We start from the raw sequence: 21180 nt of genomic DNA on the forward strand, positions 1-21180 counted from the left end.
CCCGAGTACAGAAACCCCGAGTACAGAAACCCCGAGTACAGAAACCCCGAGTACAGAAACCAGGCTCATCCTCGCGCCGTCAGCCCAGCGGGGGAAGCGTGGGCAGGGCGGTGTCGGGGGTGCGGCGCAGGTCCTGGCCGGCGGAGCGGCCGGAGAGCCAGGCGGTGAGCGCCCGGAGCGGGCCCGCGGCGGTCAGGGCCGGCTCGCCGGTGCCGATCGCGGCGCGGTCCCCGGTGTCCTCGGCGACCAGCTCGACGGCGGGCAGGTCGGCTCCGGCCAGCCGGTCGGCGAGGCGGCGGAACTCGGCGGCCGCGAAGGCCTCCGGCCAGCGGTCGGGGGTGTAGCCGGCGGCCAGGTCGACGTGGTGGTACTCGACCTCCATCAGCCGCTTCCAGGGGATGTCGGAGGCCGGGAAGACGTAGCCGGTGCGGTGCCGGACGCCGGCCGTCCAGGCCTCGGCGGGCAGCCGGGCGGCGGCGCCGGTGAAGCGCTCGTCCGACTCCCGCAGGTCGGCCAGCTGGACGTCGACCGGGCGCGGCGCGTCGTCCTCGATGCCCTGGTCGCGGGCCTCGTCGCTGGCGTACTGCGGGATGTCGGTGCCGGTGCGGGCGCCGTCCAGCAGGTTGACCAGCGAGTCGGCGTTGCGGGCGAGGTGGGCCAGGACGTGGCCGCGGGTCCAGCCGGGCAGCGCGGAGGGCTCGGCTACCGCCTCGGGCTTCAGCTCGGCGACGGTCTGCAGCAGCTGCCGGGTGCTCTCCTCGACCAGGGCCAGGTACTGCGCGGCCGAGGCGGCGGCGGTCTGCGGGTCGGTCATCGGATCGGCCTTCCGTGGGAGACGGCGCGTTGCCCGGGCGGGGCCCCGCTCGTTGACCAGCCGACGCTATCGCCGATCCCCGGTGCCGAGCAGGTGCTTTTCGGATCGCGCGTCAAGGCTTCGCGGGGCGTCCTCACTCGTTCGGGTGGACCCGGCTGGACAGGCTCGATAATCGAACGCCTGAGCTAGTAGGCTGGCTGGCGCATCCTGGAAGAAGTAACGCATCCCGCAACCAGCCATCTCGCCCCGGAGAAAGGCGCCAGAAGCAGTGGCCGACCGCCTCATCGTCCGCGGTGCTCGCGAGCACAACCTCAAGAACGTCTCGCTCGACCTGCCCCGCGACTCCCTCATCGTCTTCACGGGCCTCTCCGGGTCCGGCAAGTCCTCGCTGGCCTTCGACACGATCTTCGCCGAGGGGCAGCGCCGCTACGTCGAATCGCTGTCCTCCTACGCCCGCCAGTTCCTCGGGCAGATGGACAAGCCCGACGTCGACTTCATCGAGGGCCTCTCCCCGGCCGTCTCGATCGACCAGAAGTCCACCAACCGCAACCCGCGCTCGACCGTCGGCACCATCACCGAGGTCTACGACTACCTGCGCCTGCTGTTCGCCCGGATCGGCAAGCCGCACTGCCCGCACTGCGGCCGCCCGATCGCCAAGCAGTCCCCGCAGGCCGTCGTCGACAAGGTGCTGGAGCTGGCCGAGGGCACCCGCTTCCAGGTGCTCAGCCCGGTGGTGCGCGAGCGCAAGGGCGAGTTCGTCGACCTCTTCGCCGACCTCCAGTCCAAGGGCTACGCCCGCGCCCGGGTGGACGGCGAGACGATCCAGCTCGCCGAGCCGCCCAAGCTGAAGAAGCAGGAGAAGCACACCGTCGAGGTGGTCATCGACCGCCTCACCGTCAAGGACAGCGCCAAGCGCCGGCTGACCGACTCGGTGGAGACGGCCCTGCGGCTGAGCGGCGGCATGGTCGTGCTCGACTTCGTCGACCTCCCGGAGGACGACCCCGAGCGCGAGCGGATGTACTCCGAGCACCTCTACTGCCCGTACGACGACGTGTCGTTCGAGGAGCTGGAGCCGCGCTCGTTCTCCTTCAACTCGCCGTTCGGCGCCTGCCCGGACTGCTCCGGCCTCGGCAACCGGATGGAGGTCGACCCGGAGCTGGTCATCCCCGACGACGAGCGCTCGCTCGACGAGGGCGCCATCCACCCGTGGTCCGGCGGCCACACCAAGGAGTACTTCCAGCGGCTGATCGACGCGCTCGCCGGCGAGCTGGGCTTCCGCACCGACATCCCCTGGGCCGGGCTGCCGGCCCGCGCCAAGAAGGCGCTGCTGTACGGGCACAAGCACCAGGTCGAGGTCCGCTACCGCAACCGGTACGGCCGCGACCGCTCCTACACCACCGGCTTCGAGGGCGCGGTGCCGTTCATCCAGCGCCGCCACCAGGAGGCCGAGAGCGACTCCAGCCGCGAGCGCTTCGAGGGCTACATGCGCGAGGTGCCCTGCCCGACCTGCGCGGGCACCCGGCTCAAGCCGGTCGTGCTGGCGGTCACCGTCGAGGGCCGCTCGATCGCCGACGTCTCCTCGATGTCGATCAGCGACTGCTCCGACTTCCTCGGCGCGATGAAGCTCAACGCCCGCGACAAGCAGATCGCCGAGCGGGTCCTCAAGGAGGTCAACGAGCGGCTGCGGTTCCTGGTCGACGTCGGTCTGGACTACCTCTCGCTGGACCGTGCGGCCGGCACCCTGTCCGGCGGCGAGGCCCAGCGCATCCGGCTCGCCACCCAGATCGGCTCCGGCCTGGTCGGCGTGCTCTACGTGCTGGACGAGCCCTCGATCGGCCTGCACCAGCGCGACAACCACCGGCTGATCGAGACCCTCGTCCGGCTGCGCGACATCGGCAACACCCTGATCGTCGTCGAGCACGACGAGGACACCATCAAGATGGCCGACTGGGTGGTCGACATCGGCCCCGGCGCCGGCGAGCACGGCGGCAAGGTGGTGCACTCCGGCTCGCTGAAGGAGCTGCTCGGCAACAAGGAGTCGCTCACCGGCCAGTACCTCTCCGGCAAGCGCTCCATCCCGATCCCGGACGCCCGCCGCGACCGGGACAAGAAGCGCCAGCTCACCGTGCACGGCGCCCGTGAGCACAACCTCAAGGACGTCACGGTCGGCTTCCCGCTCGGCACCTTCACGGCGATCACCGGCGTCTCCGGCTCCGGCAAGTCCACCCTGGTCAACGACATCCTCTACACCCACCTCGCCCGGGAGCTGAACGGCGCCCGGACGGTGCCCGGCCGGCACACCCGGATCACCGGCACCGAGCTGGTGGACAAGGTGGTGCACGTCGACCAGTCGCCGATCGGCCGCACCCCGCGCTCCAACCCGGCCACCTACACCGGCGTCTTCGACCACGTCCGGCGGCTCTTCGCGGAGACCCAGGAGGCCAAGGTCCGCGGCTACCTGCCCGGCCGGTTCTCGTTCAACGTCAAGGGCGGCCGCTGCGAGAACTGCTCCGGCGACGGCACCATCAAGATCGAGATGAACTTCCTGCCGGACGTCTACGTGCCGTGCGAGGTCTGCCACGGCGCCCGGTACAACCGGGAGACGCTGGAGGTCCACTTCAAGGGCAAGTCCATCGCCGAGGTGCTGGACATGCCGATCGAGGAGGCGCTCGGCTTCTTCGAGGCCGTCCCGGCGATCGCCCGGCACCTGCGCACCCTCAACGACGTCGGCCTCGGCTACGTCCGGCTCGGCCAGTCCGCGCCGACCCTCTCCGGCGGCGAGGCCCAGCGCGTCAAGCTCGCCTCCGAGCTGCAGAAGCGCTCCACCGGCCGGACGGTCTACGTCCTCGACGAGCCCACCACCGGCCTGCACTTCGAGGACATCAGCAAGCTGATCAAGGTGCTCTCCGGCCTGGTGGACAAGGGCAACACGGTCATCGTCATCGAGCACAACCTCGACGTGATCAAGACCGCCGACTGGATCGTCGACATGGGCCCCGAGGGCGGCTCCGGCGGCGGCACCGTGGTGGCCGAGGGCACCCCCGAGGAGATCGCGGCCGTCCCGGAGAGCCACACCGGCAAGTTCCTCCGCGACATCCTGCCCGGCGACCTCGCCGACGCCCCGGTCACCCCGGCCAAGACCCGGGCCCCGCGCAAGCGCGCCGCGGCCGCGAAGAAGTAGCCCGTGGCCCTGACAGCGGCCGCCCCCGGACGTACCGGGGGCGGCCGGTGTCGGGCCACATAGACTTCCGGGCGGCCCGCAGCAGCGGGAGTCGCCGCCGAACCAGGAGCGCATCACATGTCCGAGGCCCCCGAGAGCCCCGCCACCTCCCGCCGGACCCTGCTCTGCGGAGCCGCGGCCGTCCTCGCGGCCGGCGGCACCCTCGCCGTCTCCGGCTGCTCCGCTCCCTCCGCCGGCTCCGACTCCGCCGCCAAGGCCCCGGTCGACCTCGGCCCGGCCTCCGCCGTGCCGGTCGGCGGCGGCACCGTCTTCCGCGAGAAGAAGATCGTCGTCACCCAGCCCACCGAGGGCCAGTACAAGGCGTTCAGCGCCAAGTGCACCCACGCCGGCTGCATCGTCGACCAGGTCAAGAACGACAAGATCCAGTGCCCCTGCCACGGCAGCAAGTTCGGCATCGCCGACGGCGCCGTGCAGGACGGCCCGGCCCCCGCGCCGCTGCCCGCGTACACCGTGGCGGTCGAGGGCGGCAACCTCAAGGTGACCCCGAGCTGAAGCAGTTGATCTCCAGTTGACCTCCGCCCCGCGCGAGTCGATCTCCGTCCCACGCGCCCGCGCCGAATCGGTACGGTGGACCCATGGCTGACCCGTCCACCTACCGCCCGGCGCCGGGCGCGATCCCGACCTCGCCCGGGGTCTACAAGTTCCGCGACGCCCACGGGCGGGTCATCTACGTCGGCAAGGCCAAGAGCCTGCGACCCCGGCTCTCCTCCTACTTCCAGGACCTCGCCGGGCTGCACCCGCGCACCGCGACCATGGTCACCACCGCCGCCGCGGTCGAGTGGACCGTGGTCGCCACCGAGGTCGAGGCGCTCCAGCTGGAGTACTCCTGGATCAAGGAGTTCGACCCCCGGTTCAACGTCAAGTACCGCGACGACAAGAGCTATCCGGAACTCGCCGTCACCCTCGACGAGGAGTACCCGCGGGTCCAGGTCATGCGCGGCGCGCACAAGAAGGGCGTGCGCTACTTCGGCCCGTACGGCCACGCCTGGGCGATCCGCGAGACCGTCGACCTGCTGCTGCGCGTCTTCCCGGTCCGCACCTGCTCCAACGGCGTCTTCAAGCGCGCCCGCCAGATCGGCCGCCCCTGCCTGCTCGGCTACATCGGCAAGTGCGCCGCGCCCTGCGTCGGCAAGGTCACGCCCGAGGAACACCGCGCCCTCGCCGAGGACTTCTGCGACTTCATGGCCGGCCGCACCGGCAACTACCTGCGCCGGCTGGAAGACGAGATGCGGGAGGCGGCCGCCGAGCTGGAGTACGAGAAGGCGGCCCGGCTCCGCGACGACATCGGCGCGCTCAAGCGGGCCATGGAGAAGAACGCGATCGTCCTCGCCGACGCCACCGACGCCGATCTGCTCGCCCTCGCCGAGGACGAACTGGAGGCCGCCGTCCAGATCTTCCACGTCCGCGGCGGCCGGGTCCGCGGCCAGCGCGGCTGGGTCACCGACAAGGTCGAGGACGTCGACACCGCCGGCCTGGTCGAGCACGCCCTCCAGCAGCTCTACGGCGGCGGCAGCGAGCCCGTCCCGCGCGAGGTCCTCGTCCCCGCCCTGCCCGAACCGGACGGCCCGGTCCGCGAGTGGCTGGCCGGCCTGCGCGGCGGCCAGGTCGACCTCCGGGTGCCCCAGCGCGGCGACAAGAAGGACCTGATGACCACCGTGCAGCGCAACGCCCAACAGGCGCTCGCCCTGCACAAGACCAAGCGCGCCGCCGACCTCACCACCCGCAGCCGCGCCCTCCAGGAGATCGCCGACGCCCTGGAGCTGGACTCCGTGCCGCTGCGCATCGAGTGCTTCGACATCTCCCACCTCCAGGGCGAGGACGTGGTCGCCTCGATGGTCGTCTTCGAGGACGGCCTGGCCCGCAAGAGCGAGTACCGCCGCTTCCAGATCAAGGGCTTCGAGGGCCAGGACGACGTCCGCTCGATGCACGAGGTGATCAGCCGCCGGTTCCGCCGCTACCTCCGCGAGCGCGAGCAGACCGGCGAGTGGGCCGTCCCCGAGGACGGCCCGGACGAGACCGAGGGCCCCACCGGCGGCGGCCCCGCCGACGCCGACGGCCGGGCCGAGGACGGCCGCCCCAAGCGCTTCGCCTACCCGCCGCAGCTGCTGGTCGTCGACGGCGGCCAGCCCCAGGTGGCCGCCGCCCGCCGCGCCCTGGACGAGCTCGGCATCGACGACGTCGCGCTCTGCGGCCTCGCCAAGCGCCTGGAGGAGGTCTGGCTGCCCGGCGAGGACGACCCGGTGGTGCTCCCGCGCAGCAGCGAGGGCCTCTACCTGCTCCAGCGGGTCCGCGACGAGGCCCACCGCTTCGCCATCACCTACCAGCGGAGCAAGCGTTCCAAGCGACTCACCGCCGGAGAACTGGACTCCGTCCCCGGCCTCGGCGAGACTCGCCGTCAGGCGCTGCTCAAGCACTTCGGCTCGCTGAAGAAGCTCCGGGCGGCCACCGTCGACGAACTCTGCGCCGTCCCCGGCATCGGCCGGCGGACGGCGGAGACCGTTGCGGCGGCGTTGTCGTCCCGTACACCTGCCGCACCCGCCGTGAACACCGCCACGGGCGAGATCATCGAGGACGGCGCCGACGAGCCGGCGCCCGCGGCGCCCGAGACCGCACCCATCCAGGAGACGCCATGACGGCCGACGCCGCCCGTCAGCCGGCGCGCCCCGCCCCCGCTCGCCCGAGCGGACCGGGGAAGCGTGGCCGCGCGACGCGCGTTCTCCCAAGCAGAACCACCGAGAGCGGGGAACCGAAGTGACCGTGTCCGATTACGGGGGTACCGCCCGGCCCGAGGCCGGCGGGGAGAACACCCCGGAGCTGGTGATCATCTCCGGCATGTCCGGAGCGGGCCGCTCCACCGCCGCCAAGTGCCTGGAGGACCTGGGCTGGTTCGTCGTCGACAACCTGCCGCCGGCCCTCATCCCGACCATGGTCGACCTCGGCGCGCGCTCCCAGGGCAACGTCGCCCGGATCGGCGCCGTCGTGGACGTCCGCGGCCGGCAGTTCTTCGACGACCTGCTGACCTCCCTGGACGAGCTGGAGAAGCGCGGCGTGCGGCTGCGCGTCGTCTTCCTGGACTCCTCCGACGACGCCCTGGTCCGCCGCTTCGAGAGCGTGCGCCGCCCGCACCCGCTCCAGGCCGACGGCCGGATCGTCGACGGCATCGCCCAGGAGCGCGACCTGCTGCGCGAGCTGCGCGGCGAGGCCGACCTGGTGATCGACACCTCCAACCTCAACGTCCACCAGCTGCGCGCCAAGCTCGACGCCCAGTTCGCCGACCACGACGAGCCCGAGCTGCGGGCCACCGTGATGTCCTTCGGCTTCAAGTACGGTCTGCCGGTCGACGCCGACCTCGTGGTGGACTGCCGCTTCCTGCCGAACCCGCACTGGGTGCCCGAGCTGCGGGCCCGGACCGGCACCGACGCGGACGTCGCCGACTACGTCTTCCAGCAGCCCGGCGCCAACGAGTTCCTGAACGGTTACGCCGAGCTGCTGCGCATCGTCACCGAGGGGTACCGGCGCGAGGGGAAGCGTTACATGACCCTTGCCGTAGGCTGCACCGGTGGCAAGCACCGCAGCGTCGCGATGTCCGAGCGGCTGACGAAGCGTCTCATCGCGGACGGTGTGGAAACGGTGCTCGTCCACCGTGACATGGGACGGGAGTAGCCGCCGCACCCCTGCCGGGCCGCCGGCGGAGGCCGGCGGCGGGCAAGAGGAACGCGAGGTAGGTGTGACGGGATACGTGCCCGGGCGGCAGTTCCAGAACAGGGCCGCCGACCGGAGTGGGGCCCCGGCCCGGTCCGTCGTGACCGGCCGGCCCCGCCCCGGGGCGGCCCGCACCGGCCCGGCCCGTTCCCATCAGCCGCTACGGAGCAAGCAGGCCCCCCGGATCACCGCGCTCGGCGGCGGCCAGGGCCTGTCCGCCTCGCTGTCCGCGCTGCGCCGGCTCACCACCGACCTGACCGCGGTGGTCACCGTCGCCGACGACGGCGGCTCCAGCGGCCGGCTCCGCGAGGAGCTCGGGGTGCTGCCGCCGGGCGACCTGCGCAAGGCGCTGGCCGCGCTCTGCGGCGACGACGACTGGGGCCGCACCTGGTCCGAGGTGATCCAGCAGCGCTTCACCGGCAGCGGGGAGCTGGGCGGCCACGCCGTCGGCAACCTGCTGATCGTCGCGCTGTGGGAGAAGCTCGGCGACCCGGTCGCCGCCCTGGACTGGGTCGGCCGGCTGCTCAACGTCCAGGGCCGGGTGCTGCCGATGTCGGCGGTCCCGCTGGACATCGAGGCGATAGTCCGCGGGCACGACCCGGCCAACCCGGCCGAGCTGGCGCCCGTCCGGGGCCAGGCCAACGTCGCGGTCACCCCGGGCACCGTGCAGTCGATCCGGCTGCTGCCGGACGAGCCGCCGGCCGTGCCGGAGGCGGTCACCGCCGTCCGGGAGGCGGACTGGGTGGTGCTCGGCCCCGGTTCCTGGTTCACCAGCGTGCTGCCGCACCTGCTGGTGCCCGAGCTGGCCAAGGCGCTCACCGAGACCCGGGCCCGCCGCCTGCTCACCCTGAACCTGGCCCCGCAGCCCGGCGAGACCGAGGGCTTCACCCCGCAGCGCCACCTGGAGGTCATCGCCGACCACGCTCCCTCCCTCGCGGTGGATGCGATCCTGGTGGACGAGCGCGCCGTCACCGGCGGCGCCTTCGGCCAGGCGGACCTGGCCGGCCTGGAGAAGGCCGCCGAGCGGATGGGCGCCGCCCTGGTGCTCGGCCGGGTCGCCCGCACCGACGGCACGCCGCGACACGACCCGGAGCTCTTGGCAGCCGCGTACGACCGGATTTTCCGGACACATGGAAGGATCGGGCCATGGCGATGACTCCAGCGGTGAAGGACGAAATCAGCCGGCTCCCGGTCACCCGGGCCTGCTGCCGCAAGGCGGAGGTGTCGGCGATCCTGCGTTTCGCGGGCGGGCTGCACATCGTGAGCGGCCGCATCGTGATCGAGGCGGAGCTGGACACCGGCGCGGCCGCGCGGCGCCTGCGCAAGGACCTGCTGGAGATCTTCGGACACTCCTCCGACCTGGTCGTGATGGCCCCCGGCGGCCTGCGCCGGGGCAGCCGGTACGTGGTCCGGGTGGTCAAGGACGGTGAGCTGCTGGCACGCCAGACCGGTCTGGTCGACGGCCGCGGCCGCCCCATCCGGGGCCTGCCGCCAGCCGTCGTCTCCGGGGCCACCTGCGACGCCGAGGCGGCCTGGCGCGGGGCCTTCCTGGCCCACGGCTCGCTCACCGAGCCCGGCCGCTCGTCCTCGCTGGAGATCACCTGCCCCGGCTCGGAGGCGGCCCTCGCCCTGGTCGGCGCCGCCCGCCGGCTCGGCATCCCGGCCAAGGCCCGCGAGGTGCGCGGGGTCGACCGGGTGGTGATCCGCGACGGCGACGCGATCGGCGCGCTGCTCACCCGGCTCGGCGCGCACGAGTCGGTGCTCGCCTGGGAGGAGCGCCGGATGCGCCGCGAGGTGCGGGCCACCGCCAACCGGCTGGCCAACTTCGACGACGCCAACCTGCGCCGCTCGGCCCGGGCCGCGGTGGCGGCCGGCGCTCGCGTGCAGCGCGCCCTGGAGATCCTCGGCGACGAGGTGCCCGAGCACCTGGCGGCCGCCGGCCAGCTGCGGATGCAGCACAAGCAGGCCTCGCTGGAGGAGCTGGGCGCGCTCGCCGACCCGCCGCTGACCAAGGACGCGGTGGCCGGGCGGATCCGCCGGCTGCTGGCGATGGCCGACAAGCGCGCCTCCGAGCTCGGCCTGCCGAGCACCGAGGCCAACCTCACCGACGAGATGGCGCTCAACTGAGAAGCGCGACGGGCACCCGGGGGGTACCCGACCGAATTGACTCTTGACGATCACGCCGAGTGCTGATCTCGCCGCCGGTGTCCGCTTCCGCGGGCACCGGCGGTGCCGTGTCCGGAGGGTGGACAGGGGGCCCTGCCGGAGTGCCCCGCGAGGCCGGGACCAACTGCCCGGGGAGGAACGGCCGGAAGGCCCGTGACCTGTGCTCGAACGCGCCACGCCAGGGGTTGCGCGGGCGCCTGATGTGCTCTATCCGGCCCCGGAGGGGTAGGGTCATAGGCGGTCGGGGACATCCCAAAATTCCACCCCGTCGGCATAATGTCCGGCGTACCTAACGAGGAGATCGGTTCGTGACGATCCGGGTAGGCATCAACGGATTCGGCCGCATCGGCCGCAACTTCTTCCGTGCGGTTCAGTCCCAGAAGGCGGACATCGAGATCGTCGGTGTCAACGACCTGACCGACACCAAGACCCTGGCGCACCTGCTCAAGTACGACTCGATCCTGGGCACTTTCCCGGGCGAGGTGTCCCACACCGCGGACAGCATCACCGTCGACGGCAAGACCTTCAAGGTCATCGCCGAGCGTGACCCGGCCAACCTCCCCTGGGGCGAGCTGGGCGTGGACATCGTCATCGAGTCCACCGGCATCTTCACCAAGGCCGAGGCCGCGAAGAAGCACGTCACGGCCGGTGCCAAGAAGGTCATCATCTCGGCGCCCGCCACCGACGAGGACATCACCATCGTGATGGGCGTCAACGACGACAAGTACGACGCCGAGAAGCACACCGTCATCTCCAACGCCTCCTGCACCACCAACTGCGTGGCGCCGCTGGCCAAGGTGCTGAACGAGAGCTTCGGCATCGTCAAGGGTCTGATGACCACGGTGCACGCGTACACCAACGACCAGGTCACCCTGGACTTCCCGCACAAGGACCTGCGTCGCGCCCGCGCCGCGGCCCTCAACATCATTCCGACCTCGACCGGTGCCGCCAAGGCGACCGCCCTGGTCCTGCCGGAGCTGAAGGGCAAGCTGGACGGCACCTCGCTGCGCGTCCCGGTCCCGACCGGCTCGATCACGGACCTGGTCGTCACGCTGGAGCGCGACGTCACCATCGCCGAGGTCAACGAGGCCTTCCAGAAGGCTTCGGAGACCACCCTCAAGGGCATCCTCCAGTACACCGAGGACCCGATCGTCTCCTCCGACATCGTGAACTCGCCGTTCTCCACGATCTTCGACTCGCTGCTGACCATGGTCCAGGGCAACCAGGTCAAGGTCTTCGGCTGGTACGACAATGAGTGGGGCTACTCGAACCGCCTCGTCAACCTGACCACCCTCGTCGGTGGCCGGCTCTGACGCAGCGGGAGCTGACGTGAAGTAGGGGGGAGGGCCCGGAAGGCAAGTGCGAAGCCGACCGGGCCCTCCGTCTGCGCACCCTCAACTCCCCATGACGGCACAGCGTTGTGTCGTCGCCTGCTCCACCATCTCGCCAGGAGACCGAAGACCGTGAAGACCATCGAAGATCTGGACGTCGCCGGTAAGCGCGTGTTCGTGCGCGCGGACCTGAACGTTCCGCTTTCCGACGGCACGATCACCGACGACGGCCGGATCCGCGCCGTCGCCCCGACCATCGCCAAGCTCGTCCAGCGCGGCGCGAAGGTCGTCGTCGCCTCCCACCTCGGCCGCCCCAAGGGCGAGCCGGACCCGCAGTTCTCCCTCGCGCCGGTGGCCGACCGCCTCCGCGAGATCCTCGGCACGCCGGTCTCGTTCGCGACCGACACCGTGGGCGAGAGCGCGAAGGCCACCGTCGCCGCCCTGGCCGACGGCGAGGTCACGCTGCTCGAGAACCTGCGCTTCAACGCCGGTGAGACCAGCAAGGACGACGCGGAGCGCAAGGCCTTCGCCGAGCAGCTGGCCGCGCTGGCCGAGCTGTACGTGGGCGACGGCTTCGGTGCGGTGCACCGCAAGCACGCCTCGGTGTTCGACCTGCCGGGCCTGCTGCCGCACGCGGTCGGCGACCTGATCTCCACCGAGGTGGGCGTGCTCAAGCGCCTCACCGAGGAGGTCGAGCGCCCCTACGTGGTGGTGCTCGGCGGCTCCAAGGTCTCGGACAAGGTCGGTGTGATCGACAACCTGCTCGGCAAGGCCGACCGCATCCTGATCGGCGGCGGCATGGCGTACACCTTCCTGTACGCGCTGGGTCACGAGGTCGGCATCTCGCTGCTGCAGAAGGACCAGGTCCCGACCGTCCTGGAGTACCTGGAGCGCGGCAAGGCGAACGGCGTCGAGTTCGTGCTGCCGGTGGACGTCGCGGTCTCCGCGAGCTTCCCCGACACCAAGACGCACGCGCCGGTCGAGGACTTCGACGTCGTCGACGCCGACAAGATCCCGGCCGACAAGGAAGGCCTGGACATCGGCCCGAAGACCCGCGAGCTGTTCGCGGCGAAGCTGGCCGACGCGAAGACGGTGTTCTGGAACGGCCCGGTGGGCGTCTTCGAGCACCCCACCTTCGCCGAGGGTACGAAGGCCGTCGCGCAGGCCCTGCTGGACAGCGACGCGTTCACCGTGGTCGGCGGCGGGGACTCCGCCGCGGCCGTCCGCATCCTGGGCTTCGACGAGACGAAGTTCGGGCACATCTCGACCGGCGGTGGCGCGAGCCTCGAGTACCTGGAGGGCAAGACCCTTCCCGGTCTCGCCGCCCTGGAAGGCTGAATCACGAATGACTGAGCGTCTCCCGCTGATGGCGGGCAACTGGAAGATGAACCTCAACCACCTTGAGGCCATCCAGCACACCCAGAAGCTGGCCTTCGCGCTGGCCGACAAGGACTACGAGTCGGTCGAGGTGGCCGTCCTCGTGCCGTTCACCGACCTCCGTTCGGTGCAGACCCTGGTCGACGGCGACAAGCTGAAGATCAAGTACGGCTCGCAGGACATCTCCCGGCACGACGGGGGTGCCTACACCGGCGAGGTCTCCGGCCCGATGCTGGCCAAGCTGAAGTGCGCCTACGCGGTGATCGGCCACTCGGAGCGCCGCCAGTACCACGGCGAGGACGAGGAGATCGTCAACGCCAAGGTCAAGGCCGCGTACCGGAGCGGGATCACCCCGATCCTGTGCATCGGCGAGCCGCTGGAGGTCCGCAAGGCCGGCACCCACGTCCAGCACACGCTGGCCCAGCTCGACGGCGCCCTGAAGGACATCCCGGCCGAGCAGGCCGAGTCCATCGTGGTCGCCTACGAGCCGGTCTGGGCGATCGGCACCGGCGAGGTGGCGACCCCCGAGGACGCCCAGGAGGTCTGCGCGGCCATCCGCGTGCGGATCGCCGAGCTGTACTCCGCCGAGCTCGCGGACAAGGTCCGGGTGCTGTACGGCGGTTCGGTCAAGTCCTCCAGCGCGGCCGGCCTGATGGCCAAGCCGGACATCGACGGCGGTCTGATCGGCGGTGCCTCGCTGGACGCCGAGGAGTTCGTCAAGATCGTGCGGTACCGTGACCAGGCAGTAGGCTAACGCCGCCGCAGCAACGTAGGCTTTGGGGCCGGACCACCCGTCGTGGTCCGGCCCCTTCGCCGAAGATACGAGAGAGTTGGTCCCGTCGTGGTTCTCGGGTTCTCGATTGCCCTGATCGTCTTCAGCCTGCTGATGATCCTCCTGGTGCTGCTGCACAAGGGGAAGGGCGGCGGTCTGTCGGACATGTTCGGTGGCGGCGCGATGTCCACCGGCGGTGGCTCGGCCGTGGCCGAGCGCAACCTGGACCGCATCACGATCGTGGTCGGTCTCGGCTGGTTCGCCTGCATCGTGGTGCTCAGCCTGGTGCTCAAGTACAAGAGCTGACGTACCTCTGACGCCTCGTCGCCCCGCGGCCTATGCTGGAACGGTCCGGGGCGGAGCCGGTGGTGGCGCATCCTTAACTCCTGCTTACACTAGGACGACTTTCGCCACCGACGCGCACGCGGCGGGTCGGCGCACCAGCACGCAGGGAGTCAGACCGTGGCAAGTGGCAACGCCATCCGTGGCAGCAGGGTCGGAGCCGGCCCGATGGGTGAGGCGGAGCGCGGCGAATCCGCCCCCCGCAACCGGATCTCCTTCTGGTGTGCCAACAAGCACGAGACCCGTCCCAGCTTCGCGGCCGAAGCGGCGATCCCGGAGACCTGGGACTGCCCCCGGTGCGGCTTCCCGGCCGGCCAGGACGAGCACAACCCGCCCGCGCCGTCCCGCAACGAGCCGTACAAGACCCACCTCGCCTACGTCCGCGAGCGGCGCACCGACGCCGACGGCGAGGCGATCCTCGCCGAGGCGCTGGCCAAGCTCCGTGGCGAGATCTGAGCATCGCGAAGGGGCGTCACCGTTCGGAAGAACGGTGACGCCCCTTCGTCGTTCCCGGGCTCAGGCGGAGGCCGGGGGGTAGAGCTGGGGCGGCAGCTGGGCCGCGGCCGAGCGGTCCAGCAGCCACAGGGTGCGGCGGGTGCCGCGCGCGCCGGAGGCCGGGGCCTGGAGCTCGCCCGGGCCGGACAGGGCCAGCGCGACCGCGCCCGCCTTGTCCTCGCCCGCCGCCAGCAGCCACACCTCGCGGGCCGCCCGGATCGCCGGCAGGGTGAGCGAGACCCGGGTCGGCGGCGGCTTCGGCGCGCCGCGCACGCCGACCACCGTCAGCTCGGTCTCCCGCACGCCCGGGTGCTCGGGGAAGAGCGAGGCGACGTGGGTGTCCGGGCCGACGCCGAGCAGCAGCACGTCGAAGGCGGGGACGCCGAGCCGGTCGCCCGGTCCGGCCGCCTCGGCGAGCTCCTCCGCGTACCGGGCCGCGGCGGCCTCGACGTCCGAGCCGTCCACCCCGTCCGAGGCGGGCATCTCGTGCACCCGGGCCGGGTCGAGCGGGACGGCGTCCAGCAGCTCGGCCCGGGCCTGGACGGCGTTGCGCTCCGGGTCGCCGGAGGGCAGGAACCGCTCGTCGCCCCACCAGAGGTCCAGCCGCGCCCAGTCGACCGCGTCGCGCGCCGGGGAGGCGGCGATCGCGGCCAGCAGGGCGTTGCCGTTGCGTCCGCCGGTGAGCACCACCGAGGCGGTGCCGCGGGCGGCCTGGGCGTCCACGATCCGGGTGATCAGCCGGGCCGCGGCCGCCTGGGCCATCAGCTCCTTGTCCCGGTGGACGACCAGCTGCGGGGTGGTGGCGCTCATCCGTCGGCCTTCTTGGCGGCGCGCTTGCCGGCCGGCTTCTTCGGGGCCACGGGCTCCTCGGCCGCCTCGGTGACCGCGGCGGCCTGCTCGGCCTCGGCGACCTGGACGGCCACCTCGGCCGCCACCGCGGTCTCGGCGGTGTTCGGCTCCTGCAGCCGGTCGACCGGCGTGCGCACGGCCGCCGCGTAGATGTCGTCCGGGTCCAGCCGGCGCAGCTCCTCGGCGATCAGCTCCGCGGTCTCGCGGCGCTTGAGGGCCACCTGGCGGTCCGGCGAGCCGGGCATGGAGAGCGTGCCCATCAGGCCGTCCGGGCGGTCCAGGGTGATGTCCCCGTCGGTGGTGCGCAGGTGCACGGCGGTGATGCCGGGGCCGTTGGTGACGACCCGCTCGACCGGGACCCGCAGCCGGCTGTGCAGCCAGAGGCCGAGCAGCTCGACGCTGGGGTTGTAGGACTCGCCCTCGACCACCGCGGAGGTGATCGTGGACGGCCGCTGGTCCAGCGCGGCGGCCAGCATCGAGCGCCAGCCGGTGATCCGGGTCCAGGCCAGGTCGGTGTCGCCGGGGGTGTAGCTCTCGGCCCGCTGGGCGAGCTGGCCGACCGGGGACTCGGCGGTGACCGCGTCGGTGATCCGGCGCTGGGCGAGCGAGCCCAGCGGGTTGCGTGCCGGGTGCAGCGGCGCGTTGTCCGGCCACCAGACCACCACCGGGGCGTCCGGCAGCAGCAGCGGCAGGACCACCGACTGGGCGTGCGAGGCGAGTTCGCCGTGCATGCGCAGGATGACCGTTTCGCCGGAGCCGGCGTCGGAGCCGACCAGCACCTCGGCGTCCAGGCGGGTCTCGGCGCGGGCCCGGGGCGAGCGCCCGGCGCGCTTGATGACCGCCAGGGTGCGCGAGGGGTGCTCGCGGGAGGCGTCGTTGGCCGCCTTGAGGGCGTCGTAGGCGCTGCCCTCGTCGGTGACGATCACCAGCGTGAGGACCATGCCGGCGGCGGTGGCACCGCTGCCCCGGCGGGCCTCCATCAGCGCGGCGTTGATCTTGCTGGACGTGGTGTTCGTGAGGTCGATCTTCATGGCCGGCGCCAGCTCCTGCCGTCTCGTGCGAGCATCTCGTCCGCCTCGGTCGGGCCCCAGGTGCCGGCCGGGTACTGGGCCGGCTTGCCGTGGGCGTCCCAGTACTTCTCGATCGGGTCGAGGATCTGCCAGGAGAGCTCGACCTCCTGGTGGCGCGGGAAGAGGTTGGCGTCGCCGAGCAGCACGTCGAGGATGAGCCGCTCGTACGCCTCCGGGGAGGACTCGGTGAAGGACTCGCCGTAGGCGAAGTCCATCGTGACGTCCCGGACCTCGAAGGAGGTGCCCGGCACCTTGGAGCCGAACCGCACGGTGACGCCCTCGTCCGGCTGCACCCGGATGACCAGGGCGTTCTGCCCCAGCTCCTCGGTCGCGTAGGAGTCGAACGGCAGGTACGGGGCGCGCTGGAAGACCACCGCGATCTCGGTGACCCGGCGGCCCAGCCGCTTGCCGGTGCGCAGGTAGAACGGCACGCCCGCCCAGCGGCGGTTGTTGATCTCCAGCTTGATGGCCGCGTAGGTGTCGGTCTTCGAGTCCGGGTTGATGCCGTCCTCGTCGAGGTAGCCGACGACCTCCTCGCCCCCCTGCCAGCCGGCCGCGTACTGGGCGCGCACGGTGTGCTCGCCGAGGTCGGCGGGCAGCTTGACGGCGCTCAGCACCTTGAGCTTCTCGGCCACCAGCGCCTTCGGGTGGAAGGACGCCGGCTCCTCGATGGCGGTCAGCGCCATCAGCTGGAGCAGGTGGTTCTGGATGACGTCGCGGGCCGAGCCGATGCCGTCGTAGTAGCCGGCCCGGCCGCCGATGCCGATGTCCTCGGCCATGGTGATCTGCACGTGGTCGACGTAGGACCGGTTCCAGATCGGCTCGAACATCTGGTTGGCGAAGCGGAGCGCCAGGATGTTCTGGACGGTCTCCTTGCCCAGGTAGTGGTCGATCCGGAAGACCTCGTCCCGGGGGAAGACCTCGTGGACGATCCGGTTCAGCTCCTGGGCGGACTCCAGGTCGTGGCCGAACGGCTTCTCGATGACGGCGCGCCGCCAGGAGCCCTTCGGAGGGTCGGCCAGGCCGTGCTTCTTGAGCTGCTGGACGACGGTCGGGAAGAACTTCGGCGGGACGGACAGGTAGAAGGCGAAGTTGCCGCCGGTGCCCTGGGCCTTGTCCAGCTCCTCGATGGTCTCCCGGAGCTTGTCGAAGGCATCGTCGTCGTCGAAGTTTCCCTGGACGAACCGCATGCCCTTGGCGAGCTGCTGCCAGACCTCCTCGCGGAAGGGGGTGCGGGCGTGGTCCTTGACCGCGTCGTGCACCTCCTTGGCGAAGTCCTCGTCCTCCCACTCGCGGCGGGCGAAGCCGACGAGCGAGAAGCCCGGCGGCAGCAGGCCGCGGTTGGCCAGGTCGTAGATGGCCGGCATCAGCTTCTTGCGGGACAGGTCGCCGGTGACCCCGAAGATGACCAGACCGGACGGCCCCGCGATGCGCGGGAGCCGTCGGTCGGCGGGGTCACGAAGCGGGTTGACGGGTGCCGACGGGAGGTCGTCCACGTCCGACACCGGAGTCAACTCTGGGAAGTCAGTGCTCACTTGATGGGCTCCGCTTTCGTGCGCTGGCAGTGTGAGCCGGGGGTCACTTCTCGTCGGCGAAGGAGGCCAGCGAGGCGGTGACGGTGTCGAGCAGCTCGTTCCAGGACTGCTCGAACTTCTCCACGCCCTCGTCCTCCAGCACCTGGACCACGTCGTCGTAGTCCACGCCGGCGGCGGCGACGGCGGCCATCACGGCCTGGGCGTCGGCGTAGTTGGGGACGATGGTGCCGCCGGTGACCACGCCGTGGTCGTCGGTGGCGTCCAGGGTGGCCTCGGGCATCGTGTTGACGGTGCCGGGGGCGACCAGCTCGGTGACGTACAGGGTGTCCGGGAGGTTCGGGTCCTTGACGCCGGTGGAGGCCCAGAGCGGGCGCTGCGGCTTGGCGCCGGCGGCCTCCAGGGCCTTCCAGCGGTCGGTGCCGGCGGTCTTGCCGTCGACCGAGCCGAAGACCTCCTCGTAGGCCTGGTAGGCGAGGCGGGCGTTGGCCAGGGCGGCCTTGGAGCGGAGGTCCTTGGCGGCGCCGCCGATCTTCTCCAGGCGCTTGTCGATCTCGGTGTCGACGCGGGAGACGAAGAAGGAGGCGACCGACTCGATCTGGGAGAGGTCCAGGCCCTTGGCCTTGGCGGCCTCCAGGCCGGTCAGGTAGGCGTCGATGACGGCCTTGTAGCGCTCCAGCGAGAAGATCAGCGTGACGTTGACGCTGATGCCCTTGCCGATGACCTCGCCGATGGCCGGCAGGCCGGCCTTGGTGGCGGGGATCTTGATGAACACGTTCGGGCGGTCGACCAGCCACCACAGCTGCTTGGCCTCGGCCACGGTCGGCGCGGTCTGGTGGGCCAGGCGCGGGTCGACCTCGATGGAGACCCGGCCGTCGCGGCCGTTGGACGCGTCGTAGACCGGGCGCAGCACGTCGGCGGCGTCGCGCACGTCCGAGGTGGTGATCATGCGGACGGCCTCGTCCGTGGTGACCTTGCGGACGGCGAGGTCGCGCAGCTGGCCGTCGTAGGCGGAGTCGCCGCCGCCGATGGCCTTCTGGAAGATGGTCGGGTTGGTGGTGACGCCCACCACGTGCTTGTGCTGCACCAGCTCGGCGAGGTTGCCGCTGTTCAGCCGCTTGCGGCTGAGGTCGTCCAGCCAGATCGCCACGCCTTCGTCGCTGAGGCGCTTCAGTGCGTCAGTCATGGTGCTTCAGTCCTTATTTCTTTTGCCTGTGGGGTGGTCAGCGGGGCCGGGCGCCCGATGTGCGGTCGGACGCCCGGCCCGGGGGCCGCTAGCGGTTGACGGCCTCGAGGGAGCGCAGGGCGTTGTGGGCCTCGGCGACGACGCGCTCGGCGGTGATGCCGAACTCCTCGAAGAGCACCTGGTAGTCGGCGGAGGCGCCGAAGTGCTCCAGCGAGACGATCCGGCCGTGGTCGCCGACCAGCTCGCGCCAGCCCTGGGCGATGCCGGCCTCGACCGAGACGCGGGCCTTGACCGACGGCGGCAGCACGCTGTCGCGGTAGGCCTGGTCCTGCTCCTGGAACCACTCGAAGGACGGCAGCGAGACGACGCGGGTCGGGACGCCCTCGGCCTCCAGCACCTCGCGGGCCTTGACGGCCAGCTGGACCTCGGAGCCGGTGCCGATCAGGATCACCGACGGGGCGCCGGTGGACGCCTCGGCCAGGACGTAGCCGCCCTTCGCGGTGCCCTCGGCGGAGCCGTACACCGTGCGGTCGTACGTCGGGACGTTCTGGCGGGTGAGCGCCAGGCCGACCGGGCCGGGGTGGGTGGTCTGGCGCTCCAGGACGGTGCGCCAGGCGACGGCGGTCTCGTTGGCGTCGGCCGGGCGGACCATGGCCAGGCCCGGGATGGCGCGCAGCGAGGCCAGGTGCTCGACCGGCTGGTGGGTCGGGCCGTCCTCGCCGAGGCCGATGGAGTCGTGCGTCCACACGTAGGTGACCGGCAGCTTCATCAGCGCGGCGAGCCGGACGGCGGGGCGCATGTAGTCGGCGAAGACCAGGAAGGTGCCGCCGAAGACGCGGGTCTTCCCGTGCAGCGCGATGCCGTTCATGGTGGAGCCCATGGCGTGCTCGCGGATGCCGAAGTGGATGGTCCGGCCGTACGGGCTGGCCGTCTTCAGCGGGTTGCCCTCGGGGAGGAAGGAGCTGTCCTCGTCGATGGTGGTGAGGTTCGACTCGGCGAGGTCGGCCGAGCCGCCCCACAGCTCCGGGATGACCGCGCCGAAGGCCTTCAGGGCCTCGCCGCTGGCCTTGCGGGTGGCGACGGCCTTGCCGGCCTCGAAGACCGGGAGGGCCTTCTTCCAGCCCTCGGGCAGCTCGCCGGCCTGGATGCGGTCGAACTCGGCGGCCCGCTGCGGGTGGGCGGCGCGCCAGGCGTCGAAGGACTGCTCCCAGGTGCCGCGGGCGGCCTTGCCCCGCTTGATGACCAGTCGGGCGTGCTCGATGACCTGGTCGCTGACCTCGAAGGTCTTCTCCGGGTCGAAGCCCAGGACCTTCTTGGTGGCGGCGATCTCGGCGGCGCCGAGCGCGGAGCCGTGGGCCTTGGCGGTGTTCTGGGCGTCCGGGGCCGGCCAGGCGATGATCGTGCGCATAGCGATCATCGACGGGCGGGTGGTCTCGGCCTTCGCGGCGGCCAGGGCGTCGGCCAGCGCGGCGACGTCGATGTCGCCGTTGGCCTTCGGGGTGACCCGCTGGACGTGCCAGCCGTAGGCCTCGTACCGCTTGAGGACGTCCTCGGAGAAGGCGGTCTCGGTGTCGCCCTCGATCGAGATGTGGTTGTCGTCGTAGAGCGCGACCAGGTTGCCGAGCTTCTGGTGGCCGGCCAGCGAGGAGGCCTCGGCGGAGATGCCCTCCTCCAGGTCGCCGTCGGAGACGATCGCCCAGACGGTGTGGTCGAACGGCGACTCGCCGGCCGGGGCGTCCGGGTCGAACAGGCCGCGCTCGAAGCGGGCCGCCATCGCCATGCCCACGGCGTTGGCGATGCCCTGGCCGAGCGGGCCGGTGGTGGTCTCGACCCCGGCGGTGTGGCCGTGCTCGGGGTGGCCGGGGGTGCGGCTGCCCGCGACCCGGAAGGCCTTCAGGTCGTCCAGCTCCAGGCCGTAGCCGGAGAGGTAGAGCTGGGTGTAGAGGGTCAGGCTGGTGTGCCCGGGGGAGAGGACGAACCGGTCACGGCCGGCCCAGGCCGGGTCCGTCGGGTCGTGGCGCAGGAAGCGCTGGAAGATCAGGTACGCCGCGGGGGCCAGCGACATCGCCGTCCCGGGGTGTCCGTTGCCGACCTTCTGGACCGCGTCCATCGCCAGGACCCGGGCCGTGTCGACGGTCCGCTCGTCGAGGTCCGACCACTCGAATGCATTCGGCGTCGTGCTCACCCTGTCTCAGGGCTCCTTCCATTGTGAAGAGTGACCCCGTGAGGGACCGGGTCGGCCACGTCGCTGGGGCCGGACGCTGGGTGGTGCCGGTCACGGAGGGTAGATCCCGCTTCTGTGG

The 21180-nt window shown here is 71.6% G+C and carries 17 protein-coding genes; 11 read left to right on the forward strand and 6 right to left on the reverse strand.

The window, feature by feature from the left end; genetic code table 11:
• Nucleotides 1-79: 79 nt before the first annotated feature.
• The gene (locus tag AB0N76_RS14195) at nt 80-814 is read right to left on the reverse strand and encodes a maleylpyruvate isomerase family mycothiol-dependent enzyme (RefSeq protein ID WP_363556721.1); all 735 of its coding nucleotides are present in this window, start codon (nt 812-814) and stop codon (nt 80-82) included.
• Between the two features lie 268 nt (nt 815-1082).
• Between AB0N76_RS14195 and uvrA the strand changes: the two genes are divergently transcribed.
• The 11 genes from uvrA (at nt 1083) to AB0N76_RS14250 (ending at nt 14201) form a co-directional block, all read left to right on the forward strand.
• Nucleotides 1083-3995: an excinuclease ABC subunit UvrA gene (gene uvrA / locus AB0N76_RS14200; RefSeq protein ID WP_363556723.1), complete on the forward strand. Its 2913-nt coding sequence runs from the start codon at nt 1083-1085 to the stop codon at nt 3993-3995.
• Between the two features lie 117 nt (nt 3996-4112).
• Nucleotides 4113-4547: a Rieske (2Fe-2S) protein gene (locus AB0N76_RS14205; RefSeq protein ID WP_363556725.1), complete on the forward strand. Its 435-nt coding sequence runs from the start codon at nt 4113-4115 to the stop codon at nt 4545-4547.
• An 83-nt stretch (nt 4548-4630) separates the two neighbouring features.
• A complete protein-coding gene (gene uvrC / locus AB0N76_RS14210) occupies nt 4631-6688 on the forward strand; it encodes an excinuclease ABC subunit UvrC (protein WP_363556727.1) in 2058 nt (685 codons plus the stop codon).
• A gap of 118 nt (nt 6689-6806) precedes the next feature.
• Nucleotides 6807-7718 carry an RNase adapter RapZ gene (gene rapZ, locus AB0N76_RS14215; protein ID WP_363556729.1) on the forward strand — a complete coding sequence of 304 codons (912 nt, stop codon included), beginning with the start codon at nt 6807-6809 and terminating at the stop codon, nt 7716-7718.
• A gap of 223 nt (nt 7719-7941) precedes the next feature.
• A complete protein-coding gene (gene yvcK, locus AB0N76_RS14220) occupies nt 7942-8913 on the forward strand; it encodes a uridine diphosphate-N-acetylglucosamine-binding protein YvcK (RefSeq protein WP_363556791.1) in 972 nt (323 codons plus the stop codon).
• Nucleotides 8904-9884 carry a DNA-binding protein WhiA gene (gene whiA / locus AB0N76_RS14225; protein WP_209411690.1) on the forward strand — a complete coding sequence of 327 codons (981 nt, stop codon included), beginning with the start codon at nt 8904-8906 and terminating at the stop codon, nt 9882-9884. Before yvcK ends, whiA begins: the two co-directional genes overlap by 10 nt.
• 347 nt (nt 9885-10231) lie before the next feature.
• On the forward strand, nt 10232-11236 hold the full coding sequence (gene gap, locus AB0N76_RS14230) for a type I glyceraldehyde-3-phosphate dehydrogenase (protein WP_363556731.1): 1005 nt from the start codon (nt 10232-10234) through the stop codon (nt 11234-11236).
• A 150-nt stretch (nt 11237-11386) separates the two neighbouring features.
• Nucleotides 11387-12592, forward strand: a complete 1206-nt coding sequence (locus tag AB0N76_RS14235) for a phosphoglycerate kinase (RefSeq protein ID WP_363556733.1) — start codon at nt 11387-11389, stop codon at nt 12590-12592.
• 7 nt (nt 12593-12599) lie between these two features.
• Nucleotides 12600-13385: a triose-phosphate isomerase gene (tpiA, locus tag AB0N76_RS14240; RefSeq protein WP_363556735.1), complete on the forward strand. Its 786-nt coding sequence runs from the start codon at nt 12600-12602 to the stop codon at nt 13383-13385.
• Nucleotides 13386-13472: 87 nt separating this feature from the next.
• Nucleotides 13473-13709, forward strand: coding sequence for a preprotein translocase subunit SecG (secG, locus tag AB0N76_RS14245; RefSeq protein WP_363556737.1), 237 nt, complete (start codon nt 13473-13475; stop codon nt 13707-13709).
• A gap of 156 nt (nt 13710-13865) precedes the next feature.
• The gene (locus AB0N76_RS14250) at nt 13866-14201 is read left to right on the forward strand and encodes an RNA polymerase-binding protein RbpA (RefSeq protein WP_344635217.1); all 336 of its coding nucleotides are present in this window, start codon (nt 13866-13868) and stop codon (nt 14199-14201) included.
• A gap of 60 nt (nt 14202-14261) precedes the next feature.
• Here AB0N76_RS14250 and pgl read toward each other — a convergent pair whose 3' ends face one another.
• The 5 genes from pgl to tkt all read right to left on the reverse strand — a co-directional run bounded on the left by pgl (nt 14262) and on the right by tkt (nt 21062).
• The gene (pgl, locus tag AB0N76_RS14255; RefSeq protein ID WP_363556739.1) at nt 14262-15050 is read right to left on the reverse strand and encodes a 6-phosphogluconolactonase; all 789 of its coding nucleotides are present in this window, start codon (nt 15048-15050) and stop codon (nt 14262-14264) included.
• Complete coding sequence (gene opcA, locus AB0N76_RS14260; protein ID WP_363556741.1) at nt 15047-16120, reverse strand: glucose-6-phosphate dehydrogenase assembly protein OpcA; 1074 nt, start codon at nt 16118-16120, stop codon at nt 15047-15049. Before opcA ends, pgl begins: the two co-directional genes overlap by 4 nt.
• Complete coding sequence (zwf, locus tag AB0N76_RS14265; protein WP_363556793.1) at nt 16117-17655, reverse strand: glucose-6-phosphate dehydrogenase; 1539 nt, start codon at nt 17653-17655, stop codon at nt 16117-16119. The genes opcA and zwf overlap by 4 nt, the downstream gene beginning before the upstream one ends.
• A gap of 82 nt (nt 17656-17737) precedes the next feature.
• Entirely contained in the window at nt 17738-18877 is a 1140-nt protein-coding gene (tal, locus tag AB0N76_RS14270) for a transaldolase (RefSeq protein ID WP_363556743.1), read from the reverse strand.
• 88 nt (nt 18878-18965) lie between these two features.
• The gene (gene tkt, locus AB0N76_RS14275; protein ID WP_363556745.1) at nt 18966-21062 is read right to left on the reverse strand and encodes a transketolase; all 2097 of its coding nucleotides are present in this window, start codon (nt 21060-21062) and stop codon (nt 18966-18968) included.
• Nucleotides 21063-21180 lie beyond the last annotated feature (118 nt).

The sequence above is a fragment of the Kitasatospora sp. NPDC093806 genome (assembly GCF_040683335.1).
In the GTDB taxonomy this organism is placed as follows: domain Bacteria; phylum Actinomycetota; class Actinomycetes; order Streptomycetales; family Streptomycetaceae; genus Kitasatospora.

Coding starts and splice junctions, on each gene's coding strand:
- uvrC (WP_363556727.1), top strand. CDS start 4,631: ATGGCTGACCCGTCCACCTACCGCCCGGCGCCGGGCGCGATCCCGACC.
- pgl (WP_363556739.1), bottom strand. CDS start 15,050: ATGAGCGCCACCACCCCGCAGCTGGTCGTCCACCGGGACAAGGAGCTG.
- AB0N76_RS14205 (WP_363556725.1), top strand. CDS start 4,113: ATGTCCGAGGCCCCCGAGAGCCCCGCCACCTCCCGCCGGACCCTGCTC.
- opcA (WP_363556741.1), bottom strand. CDS start 16,120: ATGAAGATCGACCTCACGAACACCACGTCCAGCAAGATCAACGCCGCG.
- whiA (WP_209411690.1), top strand. CDS start 8,904: ATGGCGATGACTCCAGCGGTGAAGGACGAAATCAGCCGGCTCCCGGTC.
- tpiA (WP_363556735.1), top strand. CDS start 12,600: ATGACTGAGCGTCTCCCGCTGATGGCGGGCAACTGGAAGATGAACCTC.
- tal (WP_363556743.1), bottom strand. CDS start 18,877: ATGACTGACGCACTGAAGCGCCTCAGCGACGAAGGCGTGGCGATCTGG.
- AB0N76_RS14195 (WP_363556721.1), bottom strand. CDS start 814: ATGACCGACCCGCAGACCGCCGCCGCCTCGGCCGCGCAGTACCTGGCC.